This window comes from Luteimicrobium sp. DT211, from assembly GCF_049844995.1.
Lineage (GTDB): Bacteria > Actinomycetota > Actinomycetes > Actinomycetales > Cellulomonadaceae > Luteimicrobium.
On the sequence record NZ_JBNCMC010000002.1, the window covers coordinates 783,836 to 802,525 of the forward strand.

General features: G+C 74.2%; 16 protein-coding genes. 7 read left to right on the forward strand and 9 right to left on the reverse strand.

Annotated elements, in window-relative coordinates:
• Both ACLQ14_RS07705 and ACLQ14_RS07710 read left to right on the forward strand, forming a co-directional pair.
• Nucleotides 1-876 carry an NAD(P)-dependent oxidoreductase gene (locus tag ACLQ14_RS07705; RefSeq protein WP_425811549.1) on the forward strand — a complete coding sequence of 292 codons (876 nt, stop codon included), beginning with the start codon at nucleotides 1-3 and terminating at the stop codon, nucleotides 874-876.
• Nucleotides 877-907: 31 nt separating this feature from the next.
• Nucleotides 908-2,314, forward strand: a complete 1,407-nt coding sequence (locus ACLQ14_RS07710) for an FAD-binding oxidoreductase (protein WP_425811551.1) — start codon at nucleotides 908-910, stop codon at nucleotides 2,312-2,314.
• Between the two features lie 19 nt (nucleotides 2,315-2,333).
• Here ACLQ14_RS07710 and ACLQ14_RS07715 read toward each other — a convergent pair whose 3' ends face one another.
• Nucleotides 2,334-3,332 carry a DNA topoisomerase IB gene (locus ACLQ14_RS07715; RefSeq protein WP_425811553.1) on the reverse strand — a complete coding sequence of 333 codons (999 nt, stop codon included), beginning with the start codon at nucleotides 3,330-3,332 and terminating at the stop codon, nucleotides 2,334-2,336.
• A 2-nt stretch (nucleotides 3,333-3,334) separates the two neighbouring features.
• Nucleotides 3,335-6,013, reverse strand: a complete 2,679-nt coding sequence (locus tag ACLQ14_RS07720) for an ATP-dependent DNA ligase (RefSeq protein WP_425811555.1) — start codon at nucleotides 6,011-6,013, stop codon at nucleotides 3,335-3,337.
• A 77-nt stretch (nucleotides 6,014-6,090) separates the two neighbouring features.
• Here ACLQ14_RS07720 and ACLQ14_RS07725 point away from each other — a divergent pair, with 77 nt between their 5' ends.
• On the forward strand, nucleotides 6,091-6,969 hold the full coding sequence (locus ACLQ14_RS07725) for a Ku protein (RefSeq protein WP_425811557.1): 879 nt from the start codon (nucleotides 6,091-6,093) through the stop codon (nucleotides 6,967-6,969).
• A gap of 58 nt (nucleotides 6,970-7,027) precedes the next feature.
• Nucleotides 7,028-8,119: a DUF5937 family protein gene (locus ACLQ14_RS07730; RefSeq protein WP_425811559.1), complete on the forward strand. Its 1,092-nt coding sequence runs from the start codon at nucleotides 7,028-7,030 to the stop codon at nucleotides 8,117-8,119.
• Between the two features lie 129 nt (nucleotides 8,120-8,248).
• On the opposite strand, the gene ACLQ14_RS07735 is transcribed toward ACLQ14_RS07730, so the two are convergent.
• Complete coding sequence (locus ACLQ14_RS07735; protein WP_425811561.1) at nucleotides 8,249-11,593, reverse strand: SNF2-related protein; 3,345 nt, start codon at nucleotides 11,591-11,593, stop codon at nucleotides 8,249-8,251.
• 212 nt (nucleotides 11,594-11,805) lie between these two features.
• Between ACLQ14_RS07735 and ACLQ14_RS07740 the strand changes: the two genes are divergently transcribed.
• Genes ACLQ14_RS07740 through ACLQ14_RS07750 form a run of 3 tightly spaced genes read left to right on the forward strand, consistent with a single transcriptional unit; the run spans nucleotide 11,806 to nucleotide 16,684 of the window.
• On the forward strand, nucleotides 11,806-12,828 hold the full coding sequence (locus ACLQ14_RS07740; RefSeq protein ID WP_425811563.1) for a 3-oxoacyl-ACP synthase III: 1,023 nt from the start codon (nucleotides 11,806-11,808) through the stop codon (nucleotides 12,826-12,828).
• Complete coding sequence (locus tag ACLQ14_RS07745) at nucleotides 12,825-15,710, forward strand: alpha/beta fold hydrolase (protein WP_425811565.1); 2,886 nt, start codon at nucleotides 12,825-12,827, stop codon at nucleotides 15,708-15,710. The genes ACLQ14_RS07740 and ACLQ14_RS07745 overlap by 4 nt, the downstream gene beginning before the upstream one ends.
• On the forward strand, nucleotides 15,707-16,684 hold the full coding sequence (locus ACLQ14_RS07750; protein ID WP_425811567.1) for an NAD-dependent epimerase/dehydratase family protein: 978 nt from the start codon (nucleotides 15,707-15,709) through the stop codon (nucleotides 16,682-16,684). The genes ACLQ14_RS07745 and ACLQ14_RS07750 overlap by 4 nt, the downstream gene beginning before the upstream one ends.
• Here ACLQ14_RS07750 and ACLQ14_RS07755 read toward each other — a convergent pair.
• The 6 genes from ACLQ14_RS07755 to ACLQ14_RS07780 all read right to left on the reverse strand — a co-directional run bounded on the left by ACLQ14_RS07755 (nucleotide 16,675) and on the right by ACLQ14_RS07780 (nucleotide 18,668).
• Entirely contained in the window at nucleotides 16,675-17,082 is a 408-nt protein-coding gene (locus tag ACLQ14_RS07755; RefSeq protein WP_425811569.1) for a type II toxin-antitoxin system VapC family toxin, read from the reverse strand. The two genes, ACLQ14_RS07750 and ACLQ14_RS07755, sit on opposite strands and share 10 nt — an antisense overlap.
• A gap of 9 nt (nucleotides 17,083-17,091) precedes the next feature.
• Nucleotides 17,092-17,355, reverse strand: a complete 264-nt coding sequence (locus ACLQ14_RS07760; RefSeq protein ID WP_425811571.1) for a type II toxin-antitoxin system Phd/YefM family antitoxin — start codon at nucleotides 17,353-17,355, stop codon at nucleotides 17,092-17,094.
• Nucleotides 17,352-17,672, reverse strand: a complete 321-nt coding sequence (locus tag ACLQ14_RS07765; protein WP_425811573.1) for a contact-dependent growth inhibition system immunity protein — start codon at nucleotides 17,670-17,672, stop codon at nucleotides 17,352-17,354. The genes ACLQ14_RS07760 and ACLQ14_RS07765 overlap by 4 nt, the downstream gene beginning before the upstream one ends.
• Nucleotides 17,673-17,806: 134 nt before the next feature.
• A complete protein-coding gene (locus tag ACLQ14_RS07770) occupies nucleotides 17,807-17,992 on the reverse strand; it encodes a MafI family immunity protein (RefSeq protein WP_425811575.1) in 186 nt (61 codons plus the stop codon).
• On the reverse strand, nucleotides 17,989-18,321 hold the full coding sequence (locus tag ACLQ14_RS07775; protein ID WP_425811577.1) for a contact-dependent growth inhibition system immunity protein: 333 nt from the start codon (nucleotides 18,319-18,321) through the stop codon (nucleotides 17,989-17,991). The genes ACLQ14_RS07770 and ACLQ14_RS07775 overlap by 4 nt, the downstream gene beginning before the upstream one ends.
• Nucleotides 18,322-18,344: 23 nt before the next feature.
• On the reverse strand, nucleotides 18,345-18,668 hold the full coding sequence (locus ACLQ14_RS07780; protein ID WP_425811579.1) for a contact-dependent growth inhibition system immunity protein: 324 nt from the start codon (nucleotides 18,666-18,668) through the stop codon (nucleotides 18,345-18,347).
• Between the last annotated feature and the right edge of the window lie 22 nt (nucleotides 18,669-18,690).

Sequence of the window (18,690 nt, forward strand, 5' to 3'; positions counted from 1 at the left end):
ATGAACGTCACCATCCTCGGCACCGGCATCATGGGCTCCGCCGTCGCGGGCACCCTCGTGCGCGCGGGGCACCGCGTCACCGCCTGGAACCGCAGTCCCGGCAAGGCCGTGCCGCTGGCCGACGACGGCGTGACCGTCGCGGCCACGGCGGTCGACGCCGTCGCGAACGCCGAGGTCGTCCTGTCGATCGTCTTCGACACGGACGCCGTGCTCGACGTGCTCGACGAGGCCGGCCCCGCCGTGCCGGCCGGCGCGGTGTGGGCGCAGGCCACGACCATCGGCGTCGACGGCACGCAGGAGGTCGCGGCGCGGGCCGCCGAGCTCGGCGTGCCGCTCGTCGAGGCGCAGATGCTGGGGACCCAGGGGCCGGCCGCGCGCGGCGAGCTGACGATCCTCACCGCGGGCGACCCGTCGCTCGTCGAGCGGGCCCGCCCGGTGCTCGAGGCGATGTCGGCCAAGACGCTCCACGTGGGCGACGGCGTCGGGTCCGCGAGCGCCCTCAAGCTCGCCTGCAACGCGTGGCTCGCGACCATCACGGCGGGCGCGGCGCAGTCGCTCGCGCTCGCGACGGCGCAGGGCCTGGACCCGCAGCTCTTCCTCGACGCGATCAGCGGCACCGCGACCGACTGCCGGTACGCGCACCTCAAGGCCGACCACATGCTCGCCGAGGACCTCGCGCCGACCTTCACGGTCGACGCCCTGCGCAAGGACGTCGGGCTCCTGATCCAGACCGCCCGGGCTACCGGGACGACCGTCACCCTGCTCGACGCCCTCGACCGGGTCCTCGGCGTCGCGTCGCTCGACGGCCACGGCAAGGAGGACGTCGCCGCCGTCTACGACGCGTTCACGACCGTCCCGCTCGGCAACGGGGACTGAGCGGCCCAGGGCCCGCGGCTAGGGTCGAGGCATGGCTTCCGACCCGGCGACCGCCACACCCGAGACCGACCCGTTGGCGGCGGCGCTGCGCGCCGCCCTGTCCCCGGACCAGGTCTCCACCGACCCCGAGGTGCTCGCGGAGTCGGCGTCGGACAAGAGCTCCGCAGGCCGCCCAGGGCGGCCGCGCGTGCGCGTGCTCGCACGGTCGACGGAGGACGTGTCCGCCGTCCTGCGCCTGGCCTACGACGCCGTCGTCCCCGTGGTCCCGCAGGGTGCCCGGACGAGCGTCACGGGCGCCTCGAGCGCCGTCGACGGCTGCGTCCTGCTGGACCTGTCGTCGCTGGACCGGATCGTGGAGATCCGGCCCGACGACCAGCTCGCGGTCGTGCAGCCCGGCGTGGTGACGAGCGACCTCGCGGCGGCCGTCGCAGAGCACGGACTCTTCTACCCCGTGGACCCGGGGTCGTTCTTCATCTCGACGGTGGGCGGCAACATCGCGACCAACGCGGGCGGCATGCGGTGCGTGAAGTACGGCGTGACGCGTGACCGGGTGCGGAGCCTCACGGCCGTGCTGGCGGACGGGACCGTCGTCCGGACGGGCCACGACTCGGTGAAGGGCGTGGCGGGCTACGACCTCACCGCGCTTCTCGTCGGCAGCGAGGGGACCCTGGCGGTGGTCACGGAGGCGACGCTCGCGCTGCTGCCCGCCCCCGGCGAGGCCGCCGGGGCGGCCGGGATGTTCGGGTCCCTCGAGTCGGCGCTCGACGCGGCCGCGCGGATCATGGCCGGGCCACGGCGCCCGAGCGCGCTCGAGCTCCTCGACGGCATCTCCATGCGGGCCATCAACGCGTACGCCCCGAGCTCCGACCTTCCCGAGGACGCGGCCGCGCTGCTGATCGTCGAGTCCGACGAGGTCGGCCGCGCCGCCACGGACGTCGAGCACTACGTCCGCGCGTTCGAGGAGGCCGGCGCCCTGGGCGTCCGGGTCGCATCGACCGGCGCCGAGGTCGACGCCCTGCTGAACATCCGGCGCAACCTCCACCCCGGCCTGGTCGCCGCCTACGGCGGGGTGCTGACCGAGGACGTCGCCGCGCCGCGGGCGCGGCTGCAGGAGCTGCTCACGACCATCGAGCGGACGGCACGGGAGACGGGCGCGGTGATCTCGACCGGTGGGCACGTCGGCGACGGCAACCTGCACCCCCTGATCTGCTTCGACCCCGACGACGAGGCCTCGCGGGCGGCCGCGCAACGGGCGTTCGCGCTCGTGCTCGAGCGCGCGGTCGAGGTCGGCGGCACCGTGAGCGGCGAGCACGGCATCGGCCTCCTCAAGCGCGACGCCGTCACCGCCGAGCTCTCGCGGGAGGTCCGTGACCTGCAGGTCCGCGTCAAGGCTGCGTTCGACCCGCGCGGCATCCTCAACCCGGGCAAGAAGGTCTGAGCCCCGGGGCTCGCACGCTTCAACCGAGGAGGCGGCGCAGCTCGGCCTCGGCCGAGGCAGCCCGGTCGGGGTCGATGGTCGTCCCCGCGTCGTAGAGGTCGACGACGCGCGGGTCGACGTAGCTGGCGCGCGCGATCGCGGGCGTGTTGCCCAGGACGGTCGAGGCCTCCCGCATGGCCTCCGCCACGGCCCGCTTCCGGGCCGTCACGGTGCGCTCGGGGCCGTGCCGGGCCAGCGAGACTGCGGCCGCGACCGTGCCGTGCAGCGTGCGGAAGTCCTTGGAGGAGAAGTCGCCGCCGGTGCGGGCCCGGACGTCGTCGTTGATCGTCGTCGGGTCGAGGGGCGTCCAGCCGTCCGCACCGACCGCGACGACGGGCTCGTCGCCGGGCTCGTCGCTGGGTGCATAGCCGAGCAGCCGGGCGTCGGGGCGGTCGCCAGACCGCTCGCCGAGGACCGCGGCGAGCCGCACGTCGACGACCTCGGACTCCCACAGCTGACCGGACTTCGCGGGGAACCGGAGGAGCACGTGGTCGTCGTCGACGGTCGCGTCCCGGACGCGCAGCGTCGCGATCCCGCGGCTCCCGTGCCGGGAGGCGTAGCGCTCGCTGCCGACGCGGAGGTGGGCGACGTCGAGCAGCCGGAACGCCGCGGCGAGCCCCCGGCGCCGGGTAGGTGCGTCGGCGTCGAGGTCGCGGGTGACCCAGCCCCGCGCGGCGGGGAGCGCGTCGGCGAGCTCGAGCATGCGGTCGAACTTGGCGCGGTCCTGCCGGGCGCGCCACTGCGGGTGATAGAGGTACTGGCGGCGACCGGCCGCGTCGATCCCGGTCGCGAGGACGTGCGCGTTCGGGTGCGGCGCGATCCACACGTCCGTCCATGCGGGCGGGATCGCGAGCGCCTCGAAGGCGCGGCGTTCGTCGGCGTCCGCGAGGCTTCCGTCGGGGGCGCGGTAGCTGAAGCCCGCCCCGGCGCGGACCCGGTGGTACCCGGGACCGGACAGGTTGGCGCGGCGGAGCCGCACGCTCACTCCTTCCGGACGTCGGCCGGGTCCTTGTCGGGCCGCCAGCCGCGCCACCGGGGCTGGCGCAGCCGCGCGTCGCCGGTCCACTCGGCGAACTCGACCTCGCCGACCAGCTGCGGGCTGACCCAGTGGGCGTCGCGCGCGTCGGCGCGGGGGACGTCCACCAGCGGCGGCGTCTTCCTGGCGAGCCGGGCCAGGCGGTCGGTGGCGTCGCGGAGCGCCTTGTCGCTGAACCCGGTGCCGACGCGGCCCACGTAGCGCAGGGCACCGTCGCCGTCGGGCACCCCGACGAGCAGCGAGCCGACGAGCCCGGCCCGGTTGCCGTTGCCGGGCCGCCACCCCCCGACGACGACCTCCTGCGTGCGGGCGTGCTTGACCTTGATCCAGGCCCGGCTGCGCCGTCCGACGGCGTACGTCGAGTCGACGCGCTTGGCCATGACGCCCTCGAGCCCCAGCTCGGCGCTGGTCTGCCAGGCGCCGTCGAAGTCGCCCTCGAACGCGGGCGGCACCTTGACGACGTCGTTCTCGGTGACGAGCGCCTCCAGCCGTTGGCGCCGCTCGTCGTACGGGAGGTCGACGAGGGGCTCGCCGTCCTGCTCGAGCACGTCGAACAGGAAGAGCTGGACCGGCACCTCCTTGGCGGCGGCCTCGATCTCGCGGGGATCGGCCAGGTTCATGCGCCGCTGCAGCAGCCCGAACGACGGTCGCCCCTTCCCGTCGAGCGCGACGATCTCGCCGTCGACGACGGCCTCCCCGGCAACGGCCCGCCCCAGAGCCTCCACGACGTCCGGGTACCCGGGGCCCTGGTCCTTGCCGTTCCGGCTGGCCATGGACACCCGCGCCCGCCCGTGCCCCTCCTCCTGCTCGACCCGGGCGAGCGTCCGGATGCCGTCCCACTTCATCTCGTAGGCCCACTCCCCCGCATCACCGACGACGTCGGACCGCTTCCCGAGCGTGGCGAGCATGGCCTGGTACCTCCGCACCCGTGCACCGGAACCGGACGAAGAAGCGGACCCTGCGTCGTCGTCCGCGGAAGGCGAGCCGACGGCGGAGGCGGAGGACGGGGAGGTGCGCGCGGTCGTGGTGGGACTGGCGGGAGGCCGCGAGGAACGAGCGGCCGGATGGAAGACCGCGCGCACCTCCCCGTCCTCCGCCTCCCCCGACCCAGCGCTGCCCACGGAACCCGACGCAGACGGCTGCGACTTCGTCCGGTGGATCAACCATTGGGACTTCGGCGCCCCGTGCGCCCCCTCCCCCTCGGCTGCCTTGGTGCGGATGAGGGCGAGCCGGCGGTCCCCGCGGTGCTCGTGCTGGTCGTCGTGGTCGCTGTGGAGCACGACGATGACCTCGTCGTCCCTCCACTTCTCGAGGTCGTAGGTGCCGGAGTCCCAGATGGTGACGGTGCCGCCGCCGTACTCGCCCTGGGCGATGGTGCCGGCGAACGTGCCGTACTCGAGGGGGTGGTCCTCGGTCTGGACGGCGAGGTGGTTGGTGCCGGGGTCGGTGGGTTCGCCCTTGGGCAGGGCCCAGGAGACGAGGACGCCGTCGCGTTCGAGCCGGAAGTCCCAGTGGAGGCGGCTGGCGTGGTGCTCCTGGATGACGAAGCTGTCGCCGCCCTCGCGGGGGGCCGGGGTCTCGGCGGGGACGGGCTCGGGCGTGCGGGCGGGGTCGCGCTTGGAGCGGTAGACGGCGAGGCTGTCGCGGCCGGGGCGCTCCCGGTGGGCTTCACCGGGGGCGTCGTCGTCGGGGTCGGACCCAGCGTCGGGGACAGCGCCGGCGTCGACCCGCCCGGGCGTGAGATCGCTCATGGGGTCCTTCCGCCGCTTGATCCGGGCCAGCACCTCGGTGTGGTCGAGCTGGCGCAGGTCCGCGGCGGACGATCGCGCGAGCTCGCGCCAGGTTCGCGGCGCGGCGACCCACGGGTGGCTGCGGCCGCGCAGGGAGTAGGGCGCGACGGTCGTCTTGTTCCCGTTGTTCTGCGACCAGTCGACGAGGACCTTGCCGCCGCGCAGCGCCTTCTTCATGTCGGAGACGACGAGGTCCGGGTGGTCGGCCTCGAGGGCGCGGGCGAGCTCGTGCGCGACGGAGGTCACCTGCGCGCTGGTCTGCCGGCCGTCGAGCGCCGCGTAGAGGTGGATGCCCTTGGAGCCGCTGGTCACGGGGACGGTGCCGAGACCCATGCCGTCGAGGATCTCCTTGGCGAGGTGCGCGACCTCGACGCACTCGGGCAGACCGGCGCCCTCGCCGGGGTCCAGGTCGAGGACGAGGCGGTCGGGGTCGTGCGTTCCCCCGCGCGGGCCGAACTGCCACTGCGGCACGTGCACCTCGAGGGACGCGATCTGCCCCAGCCAGACGAGCGTGGCGGCGTCGTTCGCGAGCGGGTAGGTGTTGGTGGAGTGCTGGTGCTCGATGGTGCGCCGCTGCACCCAGTCGGGGGTCCCGGCCGCGAGGTCCTTCTGGAAGAACGGGTGCTCCTCGACCCCGTTGGGCCAGCGCTTGCGGGTCACGGGCCGGTCGGCGACGTGCGGCAGCATCGTCGCGGCGACGGCCGCGTAGTACTCGACGACGTCACGCTTGGTGGTGCCGGTGGCCGGGTAGAGGACCTTGTCGAGGTTGGTGAGACGCAGGTCGTGGCCGTCGACGGTCACGACCTCGGTCTGCTCGCCGGGCGTGGTCAGCATGTCTCTCATCGTCCGGCAGGTGGGCGACGTCCGCCCGCCCGGGTGCGCCGCCCGGCGGGGCGGGCCAGACTGGGCGCATGCGGGCGATCTGGTCGGGCGCGGTGACGTTCGGCCTCGTGAACGTGCCGGTCAAGCTGTACAGCGCGACCGAGTCCCACGACGTGCCCCTGCACCAGGTGCACGACGCCGACGGCGGACGCATCCGGTACGAGCGGCACTGCGAGAAGGACGGGAAGAAGATCCCGTACGAGCACATCGTCCGGGCCTACGACGACGGCGCGCACACGGTCGTGCTGACGGACGACGACCTCAAGACGCTGCCCGCCGAGCGGAGCCGCGAGATCGAGGTCGTGGAGTTCGTCCCGCGCGAGCAGGTCGACCCCATCCGGTTCGGCTCGACCTACTTCCTGGAGCCGAGCGACAAGTCCGCGAAGGCGTACGTGCTGCTGCGGGAGGCGCTCGAGTCGACGGAGCGCACCGCGATCGTGAAGTTCGCGCTGCGGCAGCGCACCCGGCTGGGCGCGCTGCGCGTCCACGGCGACACGCTCGTCCTGCAGGGCCTGCTGTGGGACGACGAGGTGCGGGAGGCAAGCTTCCCGGCGCTCGAGAACCCCGGCGACGTGACGAAGAAGGAGCTCGACCTTGCGAAGGTCGTGGTCGCGAGCCTCGAGGGCGACTTCGACCCGAGCGCGTACGTCGACGAATACCAGGCGCAGCTCCGCGAGCTGATCGACGCGAAGCTCGAGCGCGGGGACGCCGTGGCGTCGGAGCGCCCGGAGGCCGAGGGCGAGGAGGGCGGCGGCGAGGTCCTCGACCTCATGGAGGCGCTGCGGCGCAGCGTCGCCAAGAAGCGCTCGTCCGGGGACGACGACGGCGAGAAGAAGTCTGCGGGTGGCCGCAAGAAGGCGTCCGCCTCGTCGTCGGACAAGCCGGCGCGCAAGCGCAAGACGTCCTGATGCACGATTCTCGTCAATAGTCCGCGGGCGGCCCGGCGCCGCGGGCATGATGAGCGACATGACCGTGATGATCGACGTGAGCCGGGTGCCGCCCTCGGGCTTCCACTTCGCTCCGTCTCCGCTCGCCGAGCTGGCGTCGGCCGTCCACCTGCTCGTCGAACCGACCCACCACCCGGCCCAGACCGGCTGGGCCGCCTCGGTCGCGGCGAACGTCGGCCCCGAGCTCCTCGACCGGCTGATCGACGCCGACTACCTGTGGCGGACGTCTCGTGCCGACAGCCTGCTCCCCTCCGAGCCTCGGGAGTCGCTGGCCGGCGAGCTCGACGCGATGGACCGCCTGGACGACGAGACGTGGGTGTCGGCCGCGCTCCTCACGAGCAGCTGCGGCACCGTCCCCCTGTACCGGCACCTCGGCTCGCCGCTCGCCGACGCGGAGGCGCGCGAGCTGGCCCGGACCCGCGCGGCGACGCGGGGCGAGCGTCAGGCCGCGTTCGTCGACCACGTCCTGGCGGAGCCGACGGCGGCCCGGTCGTCGGTCCGCCGCATGCTGGAGGACTGCGACGAGGCGTTCTTCGCCGACGCATGGTCCCAGGTCCGGCCCGCGCTCGTCGCCGACGCGCGGCGCAAGCACGACCTGCTGGGCGTCTCGGGGCTCCGCGACGCCGTGGCCGCGACGTCGGCGGCGATCACGGTCGACGACGACGCCTCACGGCTCCGCATCGACAAGCTGCAGGACGACCTGACCACGGCCGACGAGCGCGGCATGACCTTTCTGCCGACCGTCTTCGGGAACCCGCACCTCCTGGTCGTGCACGCTCCCGGCTGGCGGCCTGTCGTCCAGTACCCCATCGCCGGCGGCCGCCCGACGACGTCCACGGTCTCCGTCGACACCGTCCAGCAGCGGTTCCACGCCCTCGACAACCCGCTCCGGCTGCGCCTCGCCCGCAGCCTGGTCCGGGCGCCGCGCACCACCGCCGACCTCGCCGCCGCCTGGGGCGTCAGCGCCTCGGAGGTCTCGCGGCACGTCGGCGTGCTCCGCGACGCCGGGCTCGTCACCAGCGTGAGGCGCGGCAGGCAGGTGCTGCACCACCTCGACCTCGCCGCGACGACCCGGATCGGTCACGACCTCGTCGAGGCGCTGCTCCGCTGAGGCCTCGAGCACTCCTTGTCGTCGAACTCACGCGGTTTGTCGTCCCGAACCTCCTGCCACGACGATCCGCGTCAGTTCGATGCGAGCACCGCGGCCGAAGCTCGCTGGGGCGAGCGCCGCCCTGGCCGATCACTCCAACAGCGCGCGTACGTCGTCGGCGGTGATGCCGGAGGCGGCGGAGGTGCCGCCGTCGAGCACGCTCTCGAACAGCGCGGCCTTGGCGGCCTTGAGAGCCATGACCTTGTCCTCGATGGTGTCGGTCGCGACCAGCCGGTAGACCATGACCTGCCGGGTCTGGCCGATGCGGTGCGCGCGGTCGACAGCCTGGGCCTCGGCGGCGGGGTTCCACCAGGGGTCGAGCAGGATGCAGTAGTCGGCGGCGGTGAGGTTGAGGCCGAACCCGCCGGCCTTGAGGCTCACGAGGAACAGCGGCACCTCGCCCGACGTGAACCTCTCGATCGCCTCCGCGCGCTTGCGGGTGCGCCCGTCGAGGTAGGCGTACCCGGTCCCCGCGGCGTCGAGCCGGTCGCGCACACGCTTGAGGAACCGCGTGAACTGGCTGAACACGAGCACGTTGTGGCCCTCGGCGAGCACGTCCTCGAGCATCTCGAACAGCACGTCGAGCTTGGAGGACGGCACGTCGGCCTGCTCCTCGTCGACGAGCGACACGTCGAGGCTCGCCTGCCGCAGCACGCTCAGGGAGCGGAAGACCTTGAACCGGTTGGAGTCGAGCTCGTCGACGAGGCCGAGGACGTTCTTCCGCTCGCGTGCCAGGTACTGGTCGTAGACGCGGCGGTGCCGCGGGTTGAGCGTGACCTCGGTGACGAGCTCCTGACGGGCGGGCAGCTCCTTCGCGACCTGCTCCTTGGTGCGGCGCAGCAGGAACGGAGCGACCCGACGGCGCAGCAGGTCGAGGCGGGACTCGTGGCCCTCGCGCTCGATCGGGCCGGCGTAGAAGTCGGCGAACCGGCGCGGGTCGGGGAACAGCCCGGGGCTCGTGATCGACAGGATGGACCACAGCTCCATGAGGTTGTTCTCGAGCGGCGTCCCCGTCAGCGCGAGCTTCACGGGGGCCCGCAGGGTGCGCGCGCACCGGTACGCCACGGACTGCCTGTTCTTGACGAACTGGGCCTCGTCGAGCACCAGCGTCGACCAGTCGAGCGTCTGGTACTCGTCGGCGTCGAGCCGGAACAGCGCGTACGAGGTCACGACGACGTCCGCACCCGCGACGGCGACGGCGAGGGACGTGCCGCGCTTCTTCGTCGTCTCGTGGACGGACGCCACGGTGAGGCCAGGCGTGAACCGCCGCGCCTCCGCGACCCAGTTCCCGACGACGCTCGTGGGCGCGACCACGAGCGCGGGCCGGGCGTCGGTCCCGGCGGCGACGGCCGCGTCGTGCGCGCGCTGGATCGCCGCGAGGGTCTGCAGCGTCTTGCCGAGCCCCATGTCGTCGGCGAGCACCCCGCCGAGACCACGCTCGGCCAGGAACGCGAGCCACGCGAAGCCCTCGCGCTGGTACGGCCGCAGCTCGGCGTCGACGCCCGCGGGGACGTCGACGGGCGCGGGGGTCGCCCCGCCCGCGAGCGCCCCGACGGCCGACCGCCATGCCGACGACTGCGCGTCGACGAGGCCCATGCGGTCGAGCTCGTCGAACAGGTCCACCTGGTAGCGGCTGACGGGCACGGACGGCTTGAGGGTGTCGCCGAGGGCCCCGGCCTCCTCGAGGATCTCGCGGAGCCGGTCGAACCGTTCGTCGAGGGTGAAGCGCAGGCCGTCGGGCAGGAGGACCTTGCTGCGGCCCTGGGCGAGGGCGGTGAAGACGGTCTGGAACGGGATGGTCCGCCCGTCGACCTCCACGACGACGCCGAGGTCGAACCAGTCGTGCCCGCCCGTAGGCGTGACCTCGACGCTCACGTCGACGACGACACCGACCCGATAGTCGAGGTCGGCGGGCGCGTCGGGGTGGACGCTGACCTCGACGACGAGCCCGTCGTCGCCGGCGGCGAGCTCCTGCAGGCGCGGCAGGTCGTCGGTGAAGAAGGACGCGGTCGCCCAGCCGGTGAGCTCGTCGTCGTGCACCGGCCGGCCCAGCTCGGGCTCGAGGCGCGCGAGGAGCATGTCCTCGGCGGCGGGGTCACGCCGCGCGCCACCCGCAGCCCGGCCCGGCCCCGCCCGCGTCCCGGCGGGGTACGACGCCTCGACGTCGGACGGGTCGGCGCCCACGTAGCGCCACTCCCACGCCAGCCGGGCGCCGTGCTCCGCGAGCCGGGTCACGTGGAGGGCGAGCACGGGGCGCGGCGGGTCGGGCAGCCGGACCCCCTCCCCGATCTCGACGTCGTCGAAGCGCTCGGCGAGCGCCGGCAGCGCCCGACGGAGGAAGCGCGCCTCGTCCGCGGCGGGTACTCCCAGCGGCTCGGGTCGGGTCACGAGGTCGAGCGCGCTGGCGTCGAGCGGGACGGTGAGGGGCGCGAGGACCAGAGGGACCCCGTCCGCGGCCACGACCAGGCCGATCGCGGGCGAGCCCACGGGCAGCACCTCGCTCGTCGGCCCGTCCCGGAGGCCCTCGAGCTCGGGCGGGACGTCCACGCCCAGGCGGGCGAAGACGGCGAGCCCGTCCGGAGCCTGCTCGACGTGCAGGACGGCGCGCGCGCGGCCGTCGCGCACCGGCGTCTGAGCCCGGTCCGATGCGACGACGGGCAGGCCCACCCGGCGCGCGTCCGCCCACAGTGCCCAGAACGCGGACGGTGACAGCTCGTCGGGGTGGATCCAGGTCGGGTCGTCGAACGCGAAGCCCGTGGTCCGTGCCGCCGATGCCAGACCCGACAGCGCGCGCAGCACCGGCAGGTGGCGCTCGTCGGGGGGCTCGCGGACGTAGCGGAGCTCGCGCCACGAGATCCCGGTCCGGACCCAGCGGCCCTTGGAGCCCATGACGACCGGGCGCAGCCCGAGCCGCGGCCCGCCGAACCGCACGCGGCGGCCGGTCGTCGCGCCCGGGTCGACCAGGTCCACCTGCAGCGCGACCGGCTGCGCGGGCCGGCCCCACGCGTCCCAGCCGCCGGCTCCCGCGCCGCGACCGGAGGCGTCGGTGTGGCCGTCGTCCTCGTCGTCGAGGAGCGGGGCCAGCGCCCGCTCCCACTCCGGCAGCTCGGCCGCGGGCACCCGCCCGCCCGACGGCGCCACGCGGGCGCCGCCACCGGCCTGCTGCGCGCGGTACGCGAGCAGGGTCGCGGCGACGTGCTTGCAGTTGAGGCCCACCGGGCAGGAGCACCGGCCCTCGCGGGGCACCTTCCCCGACGGCGACATCTGGACGACCGCGACGTACGGCGTCCCGGCGGTGCCCTGGACGTGGCCCACGATCCGCGAGCCGTCGCCGTTGCGGGCCACGCTCACGACCCGCCCGCGCTCCACGTAGTCCTGGGCACGCCCCATCGCGGGCGCGCCCACGAGAGCGGCGACGTCTGCGGAGCTGAACACCCGACCATCCAAGCATCCGTCGCCCACCGCCCCGGACGGCGGCCGAAATGTCCGCGACGTCCGGCCTCCACCGCGTCTCGCGGGGTCGTGCACGGCTCATGAACCTACGCGGGCGTAGGCTTGACCGGTTACCCGACCGGTGGACCATCGCCCGGGCGGACCAGCGCGCACGCGACCCTCGCGGCCACACCCACGTCTTTCAGGGAGACTCGTTGGACGGCAACGCCACGATCACGCACCGCAACGTCGCCCTCCTCTCCGTCGCCAGCACCATGGCGTCGCGCGTCACCACGTCGGAGGAGCTCGACGACCGCCTCGCCCCCGCGCTCAAGCGGCTCCGGCTGCCCCGCGGGCTGCTGCAGCGCGTCGCGGGCGTACGCGAGCGGCGCAACTGGGGCCCCGGCGAGGCGTTCGACACCGCGGCCATCGACGCCGGGCGCCGCGCGCTCGCCGAGGCCGGGATCGACGCCAGCGAGATCGGCCTGCTCATCAACACGTCCGTCACGCGGCCGCACCTCGAGCCGTCCGTGGCGGTGCGCCTGCACCACGGGCTGGGGCTGCCGTCGTCGGCCATCAACTTCGACATCGCGAACGCGTGCCTCGGGTTCGTCAACGCCATGAGCCTCGCGGGCACGATGATCGACTCCGGCCAGATCAAGTACGCGCTCATCATCGACGGCGAGGACGCGGACGACGTCCAGGTCACCACCGTGAACCGTCTCCTCGGCGAGGGCGTCAAGCGCAAGGACTTCATGGCGGAGTTCGCGAGCCTCACGCTCGGCTCGGGTGCGGCCGCGGCCGTCCTGGGCCCGGCCGACGCCCACCCCAAGGGCCACCGGCTCGTCGGCGGGATCACGCGCGCCGCCACCCAGTTCCACGACCTGTGCGTGGGCAGCGTCGAGGGCATGTTCACCGACGCCAAGGCGCTCCTGAAGAACGGGCTCGACCTCGTCCAGGCCGCCTGGCGCGACGCGCTGCCCGACTGGAGCTGGAAGGACATGGACCGGTACATCACCCACCAGGTCTCCAAGGTCCACTCCGACTCGTTCGTGAAGTCCGTGGGCCTGGACCCGACCCGCGTCCCGGCCACGTTCCCCACCCTCGGCAACATCGGTCCCGCGTCGATCCCCATCACCCTGGACCGGGAGCAGAAGAGCCTGCGCCCCGGAGACCGGGTGCTGCTCATGGGCGTCGGGTCGGGCATCAACACCGCGATGCTCGAGCTCGCCTGGTGACCGCGCCGGCCCGGCGGCTGCCCCCGGCGGCCGCCACCACCGCGCCCGCGACCCTCCCGCCCGCCGGCCTGCCCGGCCTCGACCCGTCGTGGTCGCGCCTCGTCGCCGTGCCTGCCGGGCCCGACGACTCCGTCCCCGGCACCCGCACCTGGCACGTGCTCGACAACGCGCCCGGGCTCGCCTCCCGCGGCACCGAGCCGCGCGGCACGATCCTCGCCGTCCACGGCAACCCCACCTGGTCCTACCTGTGGCGCCGCCTCCTCGCCCCCGCCGCCGACGCCGGGTGGCGCGTCGTCGCCGTCGACCAGCTCGACATGGGCTGGTCCGAGCGCACCGGCGTCGCCCGCACCCTGCCTCAGCGGGTCCGCGACCTCGGACGCCTGACCGACGCGCTCGGCCTCGACGGACCCGTCGTCACGCTCGGTCACGACTGGGGCGGCGTCGTCTCCCTCGGCTGGGCGGTGGACCATCCCGACCGGCTCGCCGGAGTCGCGCTCCTCAACACGGCGATCCACCAGCCCGACGACGCACCCGTCCCGGCGCCCCTGCGCCTCGCGCTCGCGTCCGGCGTCCTCGGCGGCGGCACCGTCAGCACGCCCGCGTTCCTCGAGACGACCCTCGCGCTCGGGCACCCCGCGCTCCCCCGCGACGTCAAGGACGCCTACCGCGCCCCCTACCGCACCGCCGAACGACGCGGAGGGATCGGCGCGTTCGTCGCCGACATACCCCTCGACCCTGCGCACCCCTCGTACGCCGAGCTGCAGCGCATCGCCGACGGCGTCAGCGAGCTCGGCGCGGCCGGCGCGCCCGCGCTCCTCCAGTGGGGCCCGCGCGACCCCGTCTTCCGCGACCGCTACCTCGACGACCTCGTCCGCCGGATGCCGGGGGCGCAGGTGCACCGGTACGAGGGCGCGGGACACCTCGTGGCGGAGGACGCGGACTACGTGACGCCGCTGCTGTCGTGGTTGGAGCTGTTCGCTGTTCGGGCCGGGGCTGCGGAGACGGAGGGGGATGCCGCGTCTTCCATCCGCGCTCCTCGTTCCTCGGAGCGCTCCCGCCAGACCCGCCACGACGCGGCATCCCCCTCCGCCCCCACCGCTGCCGTTGCGTCGCCTTCCGACGACGGCGCAGCCACCGCGTCCGCGTCGCCTTCTGCGGATGCGACGCGTACGCCGTTGTGGGGGCAGCTTCAGGCTCGGCGGCACGATCCTTCCGTGGCGCTCGCCGAGATGACCGCCGGTGCGGGGGGCAGGCCTCGGGCCGTGTCGTGGCGGCTGCTGAGCCGGCGGGTCGAGGAGATCGCCGCCGGGCTCGACGCGTTCGGCGTGAGGGCTGGGGACCGGGTGTCGCTGCTGGTGCCGCCCTCGGCCGACCTCACCGCGGTGCTCTACGCCTGCGTCCGTCTCGGCGCGGTCGTCGTCGTGGCCGATGCCGGGCTGGGGGTGGCCGGGCTGACGCGGGCCGTGCGCGGGGCGCAGGCCGACGTCGTCGTCGGGGCCGTGCCCGGGCTCGTCGCCGCCCGCGTGCTGGGCTGGCCCGGCAGGCGCGTGTCCGTGACGGACCTCGCCCCCGCCGCGGCCCGCGCGCTCCGTGTCGAGGCGAGCCTCGCCGACCTGGCCGCTACCGGCCGCCGGCAGCTCGACGACGGCGGGGCGCTGCCGCCCGAGCCTCCGGGCGACGCCGAGGCCGCGGTGCTCTTCACGTCCGGCTCCACCGGGCCCGCCAAGGGCGTCGTCTACACGCACGCCCAGCTGGAGGCCGTCGTCCGGACCCTCGGCCGACGCTACGACGTCGGCCCCGGGACCGGGCTCGTCGCCGGCTTCGCGCCGTTCGCGTTGCTCGGGCCGGCCCTCGGTGCGCGCTCCGTCACGCCCGACATGGACGTCTCGGCGCCGCGGACCCTCACGGCGCGCGCCGTCGCCGCGGCCGCCGCGGAGGTCGACGCGACCGTCGTGTTCCTGTCCCCCGCGGCGCTCGCCAACGTCGTCGCGACGCAGGACGCGCTCACCGCGGCCGACCGCGAGGCCCTCGACCGGGTCCGGCTGTTCCTGTCCGCCGGCGCGCCCGTCGCGCCCGCGCTCCTCGCGGCCGCGCAGGAGCTCATGCCGAACGCCTCGGCGCACACGCCCTACGGCATGACCGAGGGTCTGCTCATGACGGACGTGACGCTCGAGCAGATCGCGGGCGAGGCCCCCGGCTCCTCCGCGGCGGGCCCCGGCGGGGTGCTCGTGGGCGAGCCGGTCGACTCCGTCACGGTGCGCGTCGCCCCGCTCGGCGTCGACGGCGCGGCGACCGGCGAGCCCGTCGACGTGCGGGGCGTCACCGGGGAGGTCGTCGTCTCCGCGCCGCACCTCAAGGACCACTACGACCGGCTCTGGCTCACCGACCGTGCCGCGGTCCGCGGGACCGATGCCGACACGCCCGCTGCACGCGGCGCCGCCCGGCGCTGGCACCGTACGGGCGACGTCGGGCACCTCGACGACGCCGGTCGGCTGTGGATCGAGGGGCGCCTCTCCCACGTCGTCGTGACCGCCGACGGCGTGATCACGCCCGTCGGGCCCGAGCAGCGGGTGGACGCGCTCGACGGGGTCCGGCGGTCGGGCGTCGTGGGCGTCGGCCCGCGCGGCACCCAGCAGCTCGTGGTGGTGGTCGAGCCCGAGGCACCCGCGGCAGGCGTGCGGCGCGGGCCCCTCGCCCGCGCGCGTCTCGCCGACGCCGACCTCGCCGGCCGCGTGCGGGCCGCCGTCGGGCTGCCGGTCGCCGCGGTGCTCGTCGTGCCCGTCCTGCCCACGGACATCCGGCACAACTCCAAGGTCGACCGCGGCGCGCTGTCCGCCTGGGCCGAGCGGGTGCTTGCGGGCGGCCGGATGGTGGCACCGTGACCGCGCGCGGAACGGTCCTGGTGACGGGGGCAAGCGGGTTCCTGGGGCGCGCCGTGGTCCGTGACCTGCAGCACGCCGGCTACACGGTGCGGACGTTCCAGCGCCGCCCGTCCGGGGTGGCGGGTGCGGAGGACGTCCTCGGGTCGGTGACCGACCCGGCGGCCGTGCGGGACGCCGTCGGCGGGACGGACGCCGTCGTGCACCTGGCCGCCAAGGTCTCGCTCGCGGGCGACCCGGCGGACTTCGAACGCGTCAACATCGCCGGGACCCGCGACCTGCTCGACGCCGCCCGCAGCGCAGGGGCCGCGCGGTTCGTCCACGTGTCCTCGCCGTCGGTGGCTCACGCCGGCAGCTCGATCGTCGGCGACGACGCCGAGCCCGCCGACCCGGCCCGCGCGCGCGGCGAGTACGCGCGCACCAAGGCCCTGGGCGAGCGGCTCGCCCTCGCCGCCGACTCCGAGGCCATGCCCCTCGTCGTCGTGCGGCCGCACCTCGTGTGGGGGCCCGGCGACGCCCAGCTCACGGAGAGGGTCGTCGAGCGGGCGCGGGCCGGGCGTCTCCCGCTCCTGGGCGCTGGTCAGGCCCTCGTCGACAGCACGTACGTCGACAACGCCGCGTCCGCGATCGTGGCCGCGCTCGAGCGGGCTCCGGAGGTGCACGGCAACGCGTACGTCGTGACGAACGGTGAGCCCCGGACCGTCGCGGAGCTGCTCGCCGGGATCTGCCGCGCGGCGGGTGTCCGGCCGCCGGCCTGGTCGGTCCCGCCTGCGCTCGCGCGCGCTGCCGGTTCGCTCGTCGAACGGGTCTGGGCCGTGCGTCCCGGCGCCGACGAGCCGCCGATGACACGGTTCCTCGCCGAGCAGCTGTCGACGGCGCACTGGTTCGACCAGCGCCGCACCCGCGCCGACCTGCGCTGGACGCCGTCCGTCACCCTCGACGAGGGCTTCGCGCGCCTGGCGGCGTCCTACCGCTGACGGTGCGCCACTCCCGGGGCGACGACGGCGACCCCGTACGCCTCTGCCGCGAGCGCCAGGCGCTCGTCGTAGGTCACGAGCGCGTCCAGCTCGTCGCCGAGGTGGAGGGCGGACGCGAGGTGAAGGGCGTCGAGGGAACGCAGGCCGGACGGCTCCAACCGACCCGCCGCGTCACAGACTTCCGCGGTCAACCCGAGCAGCACGCACCCGTCCAGGACGTGCTGAGCCCGCACCGCCAGCTGGGCGTCGACACGCCGGACGGCCCGGGCGAGCTCCGTCCTCGTGACGTCGCTCGTCACGATCGGTGCGGCTTCCGCGAGCCAGTGCGCGAGCCGGCGCGACTCAGGCTCCAGGACGACGAGCTTCACGACCGCAGAGGTGTCGAGGTAGACGGCCACCGGCGCGCCTCAGTACCGGTCGTCGTCGCGGGCGGCGAGGACCTCGCTGCTCAGGTCTCCCGGTACCTCGGGCAGGCCGAGGTCGCGCAGATCGCTACGCGCAGGACGCGCCTCGCCGGACGCAAGCAGCTCGTCGAGCCGGCTGGACCGCAGGGGGACGATCTGGGCGACGCGCCGCCCGCGGTCCGTGACCACGACGGTCTCTCCACGTTCGACCTGCGCGATGACCGCCGAGGCGTTCTGCTTGAGGGCCCGGATGCCCACCGTCGTCATGTTCTACACCGTAGCACCTCGAGGCCGACGTGCTGCTCAACCAAGGGCCCGCAGCATCGCCTCGAACCACGCACGACAGGACCCCAGCTCGCGAGTCCCGGGTCCCACGACGCGCCGCTCCGGCGCACCCATAGGTCGCGGAGCTCCGCCTCGCCCGGGTTCGCCGCGAGGACCTGCGTCAGCTCGCGACGTAGCGTCACGAGGTCGTCGGGCGGTTCCTCCCGGACGAAGGCGGCGAGGACGGCCTCCGGCGGCCTCGCCTCCACGTCCCAGTCGGGGTGGAAGTACGCGCGCGCCAGGTACTCGAGCTCCGTCACTGTGCGGCACCCCCGGGGGACGACGGTGCCCGCTCATGAGTCCATGATCTCGAGCGCCGCGTCGACGGCCCTGCTCGAAGGCTCCAGCTTCATCACCTGCGCCAGACGCCGGATCTCGGCCGCCTCCAGCCGCGTCACCGCACCTCCGCGTCTTCCAGGTGGTCGCACAGGTACTCGAGCGCAACGCCGTACTCACCCGCGTGGACGAACTCGAGAAATTGATCCATCGTCGACGCGGTCACACGGCCCACAAACGCGTGGCCGAGGCTGAACAGCTGGCTCTCCAGCGCTGCGGAAACGCCCTCCGACGGCCGGCTCATCCGACCGCCCTCTCCATCGCATCGAACCACTCGCGGTTCGACACGCCACTGTCAGTCGGAGTCCACACAGCACGGCACGTCACCGACCACAGTGCGCCGAGGTCCTGCTCAGTCGGGTCACCCGCGAGCACGACTTTCAACTCGGACTTGAGCTCGTCAACCGACTCCTGGGGCTCGGTCTCGCAAAAGACCCCGACGACGCCCAGCGGCGTCGCCGCGTACGTGTCCCAGTCCTGGTGGAAGTAGCAGTCCGCCAAGTAGCGCAAGCGGGCGATCTGCGTGGACCCCGCGGACCGGCCACTCATGCCCGGGTCCCTCACGGTGAACACCTGGCCGTTGTGCGCGACATTCGTCAGCTCACCGCCTTCAGCATCGCGTCGAACCACTCGCGGTAGCTGCCCAACTGGGCGATCTGTGGGTCCCAGTCTGCGCCGCACCGGTCCCAGATCTCAGCGAGGGCATCCTCGCTCCGGTGGCTTGCGAGGACGGCCTGCAGGTCCTGACGCAACTCCTCGACGACCTCGGGAACTTCCTGGTCCCGGAACACCACGACCACACCGACGGGAGTCGGAGCCTCAATATCCCAGTCCTGATGGAAATAGCTGCGAGCCAGGTAACGGAGTCTCTTCACGATGGCCTTCCGATGATCGAACACGAGCCAAAAGTCGGGGAGCACGCCGCGCGATCATGGGGCGGGC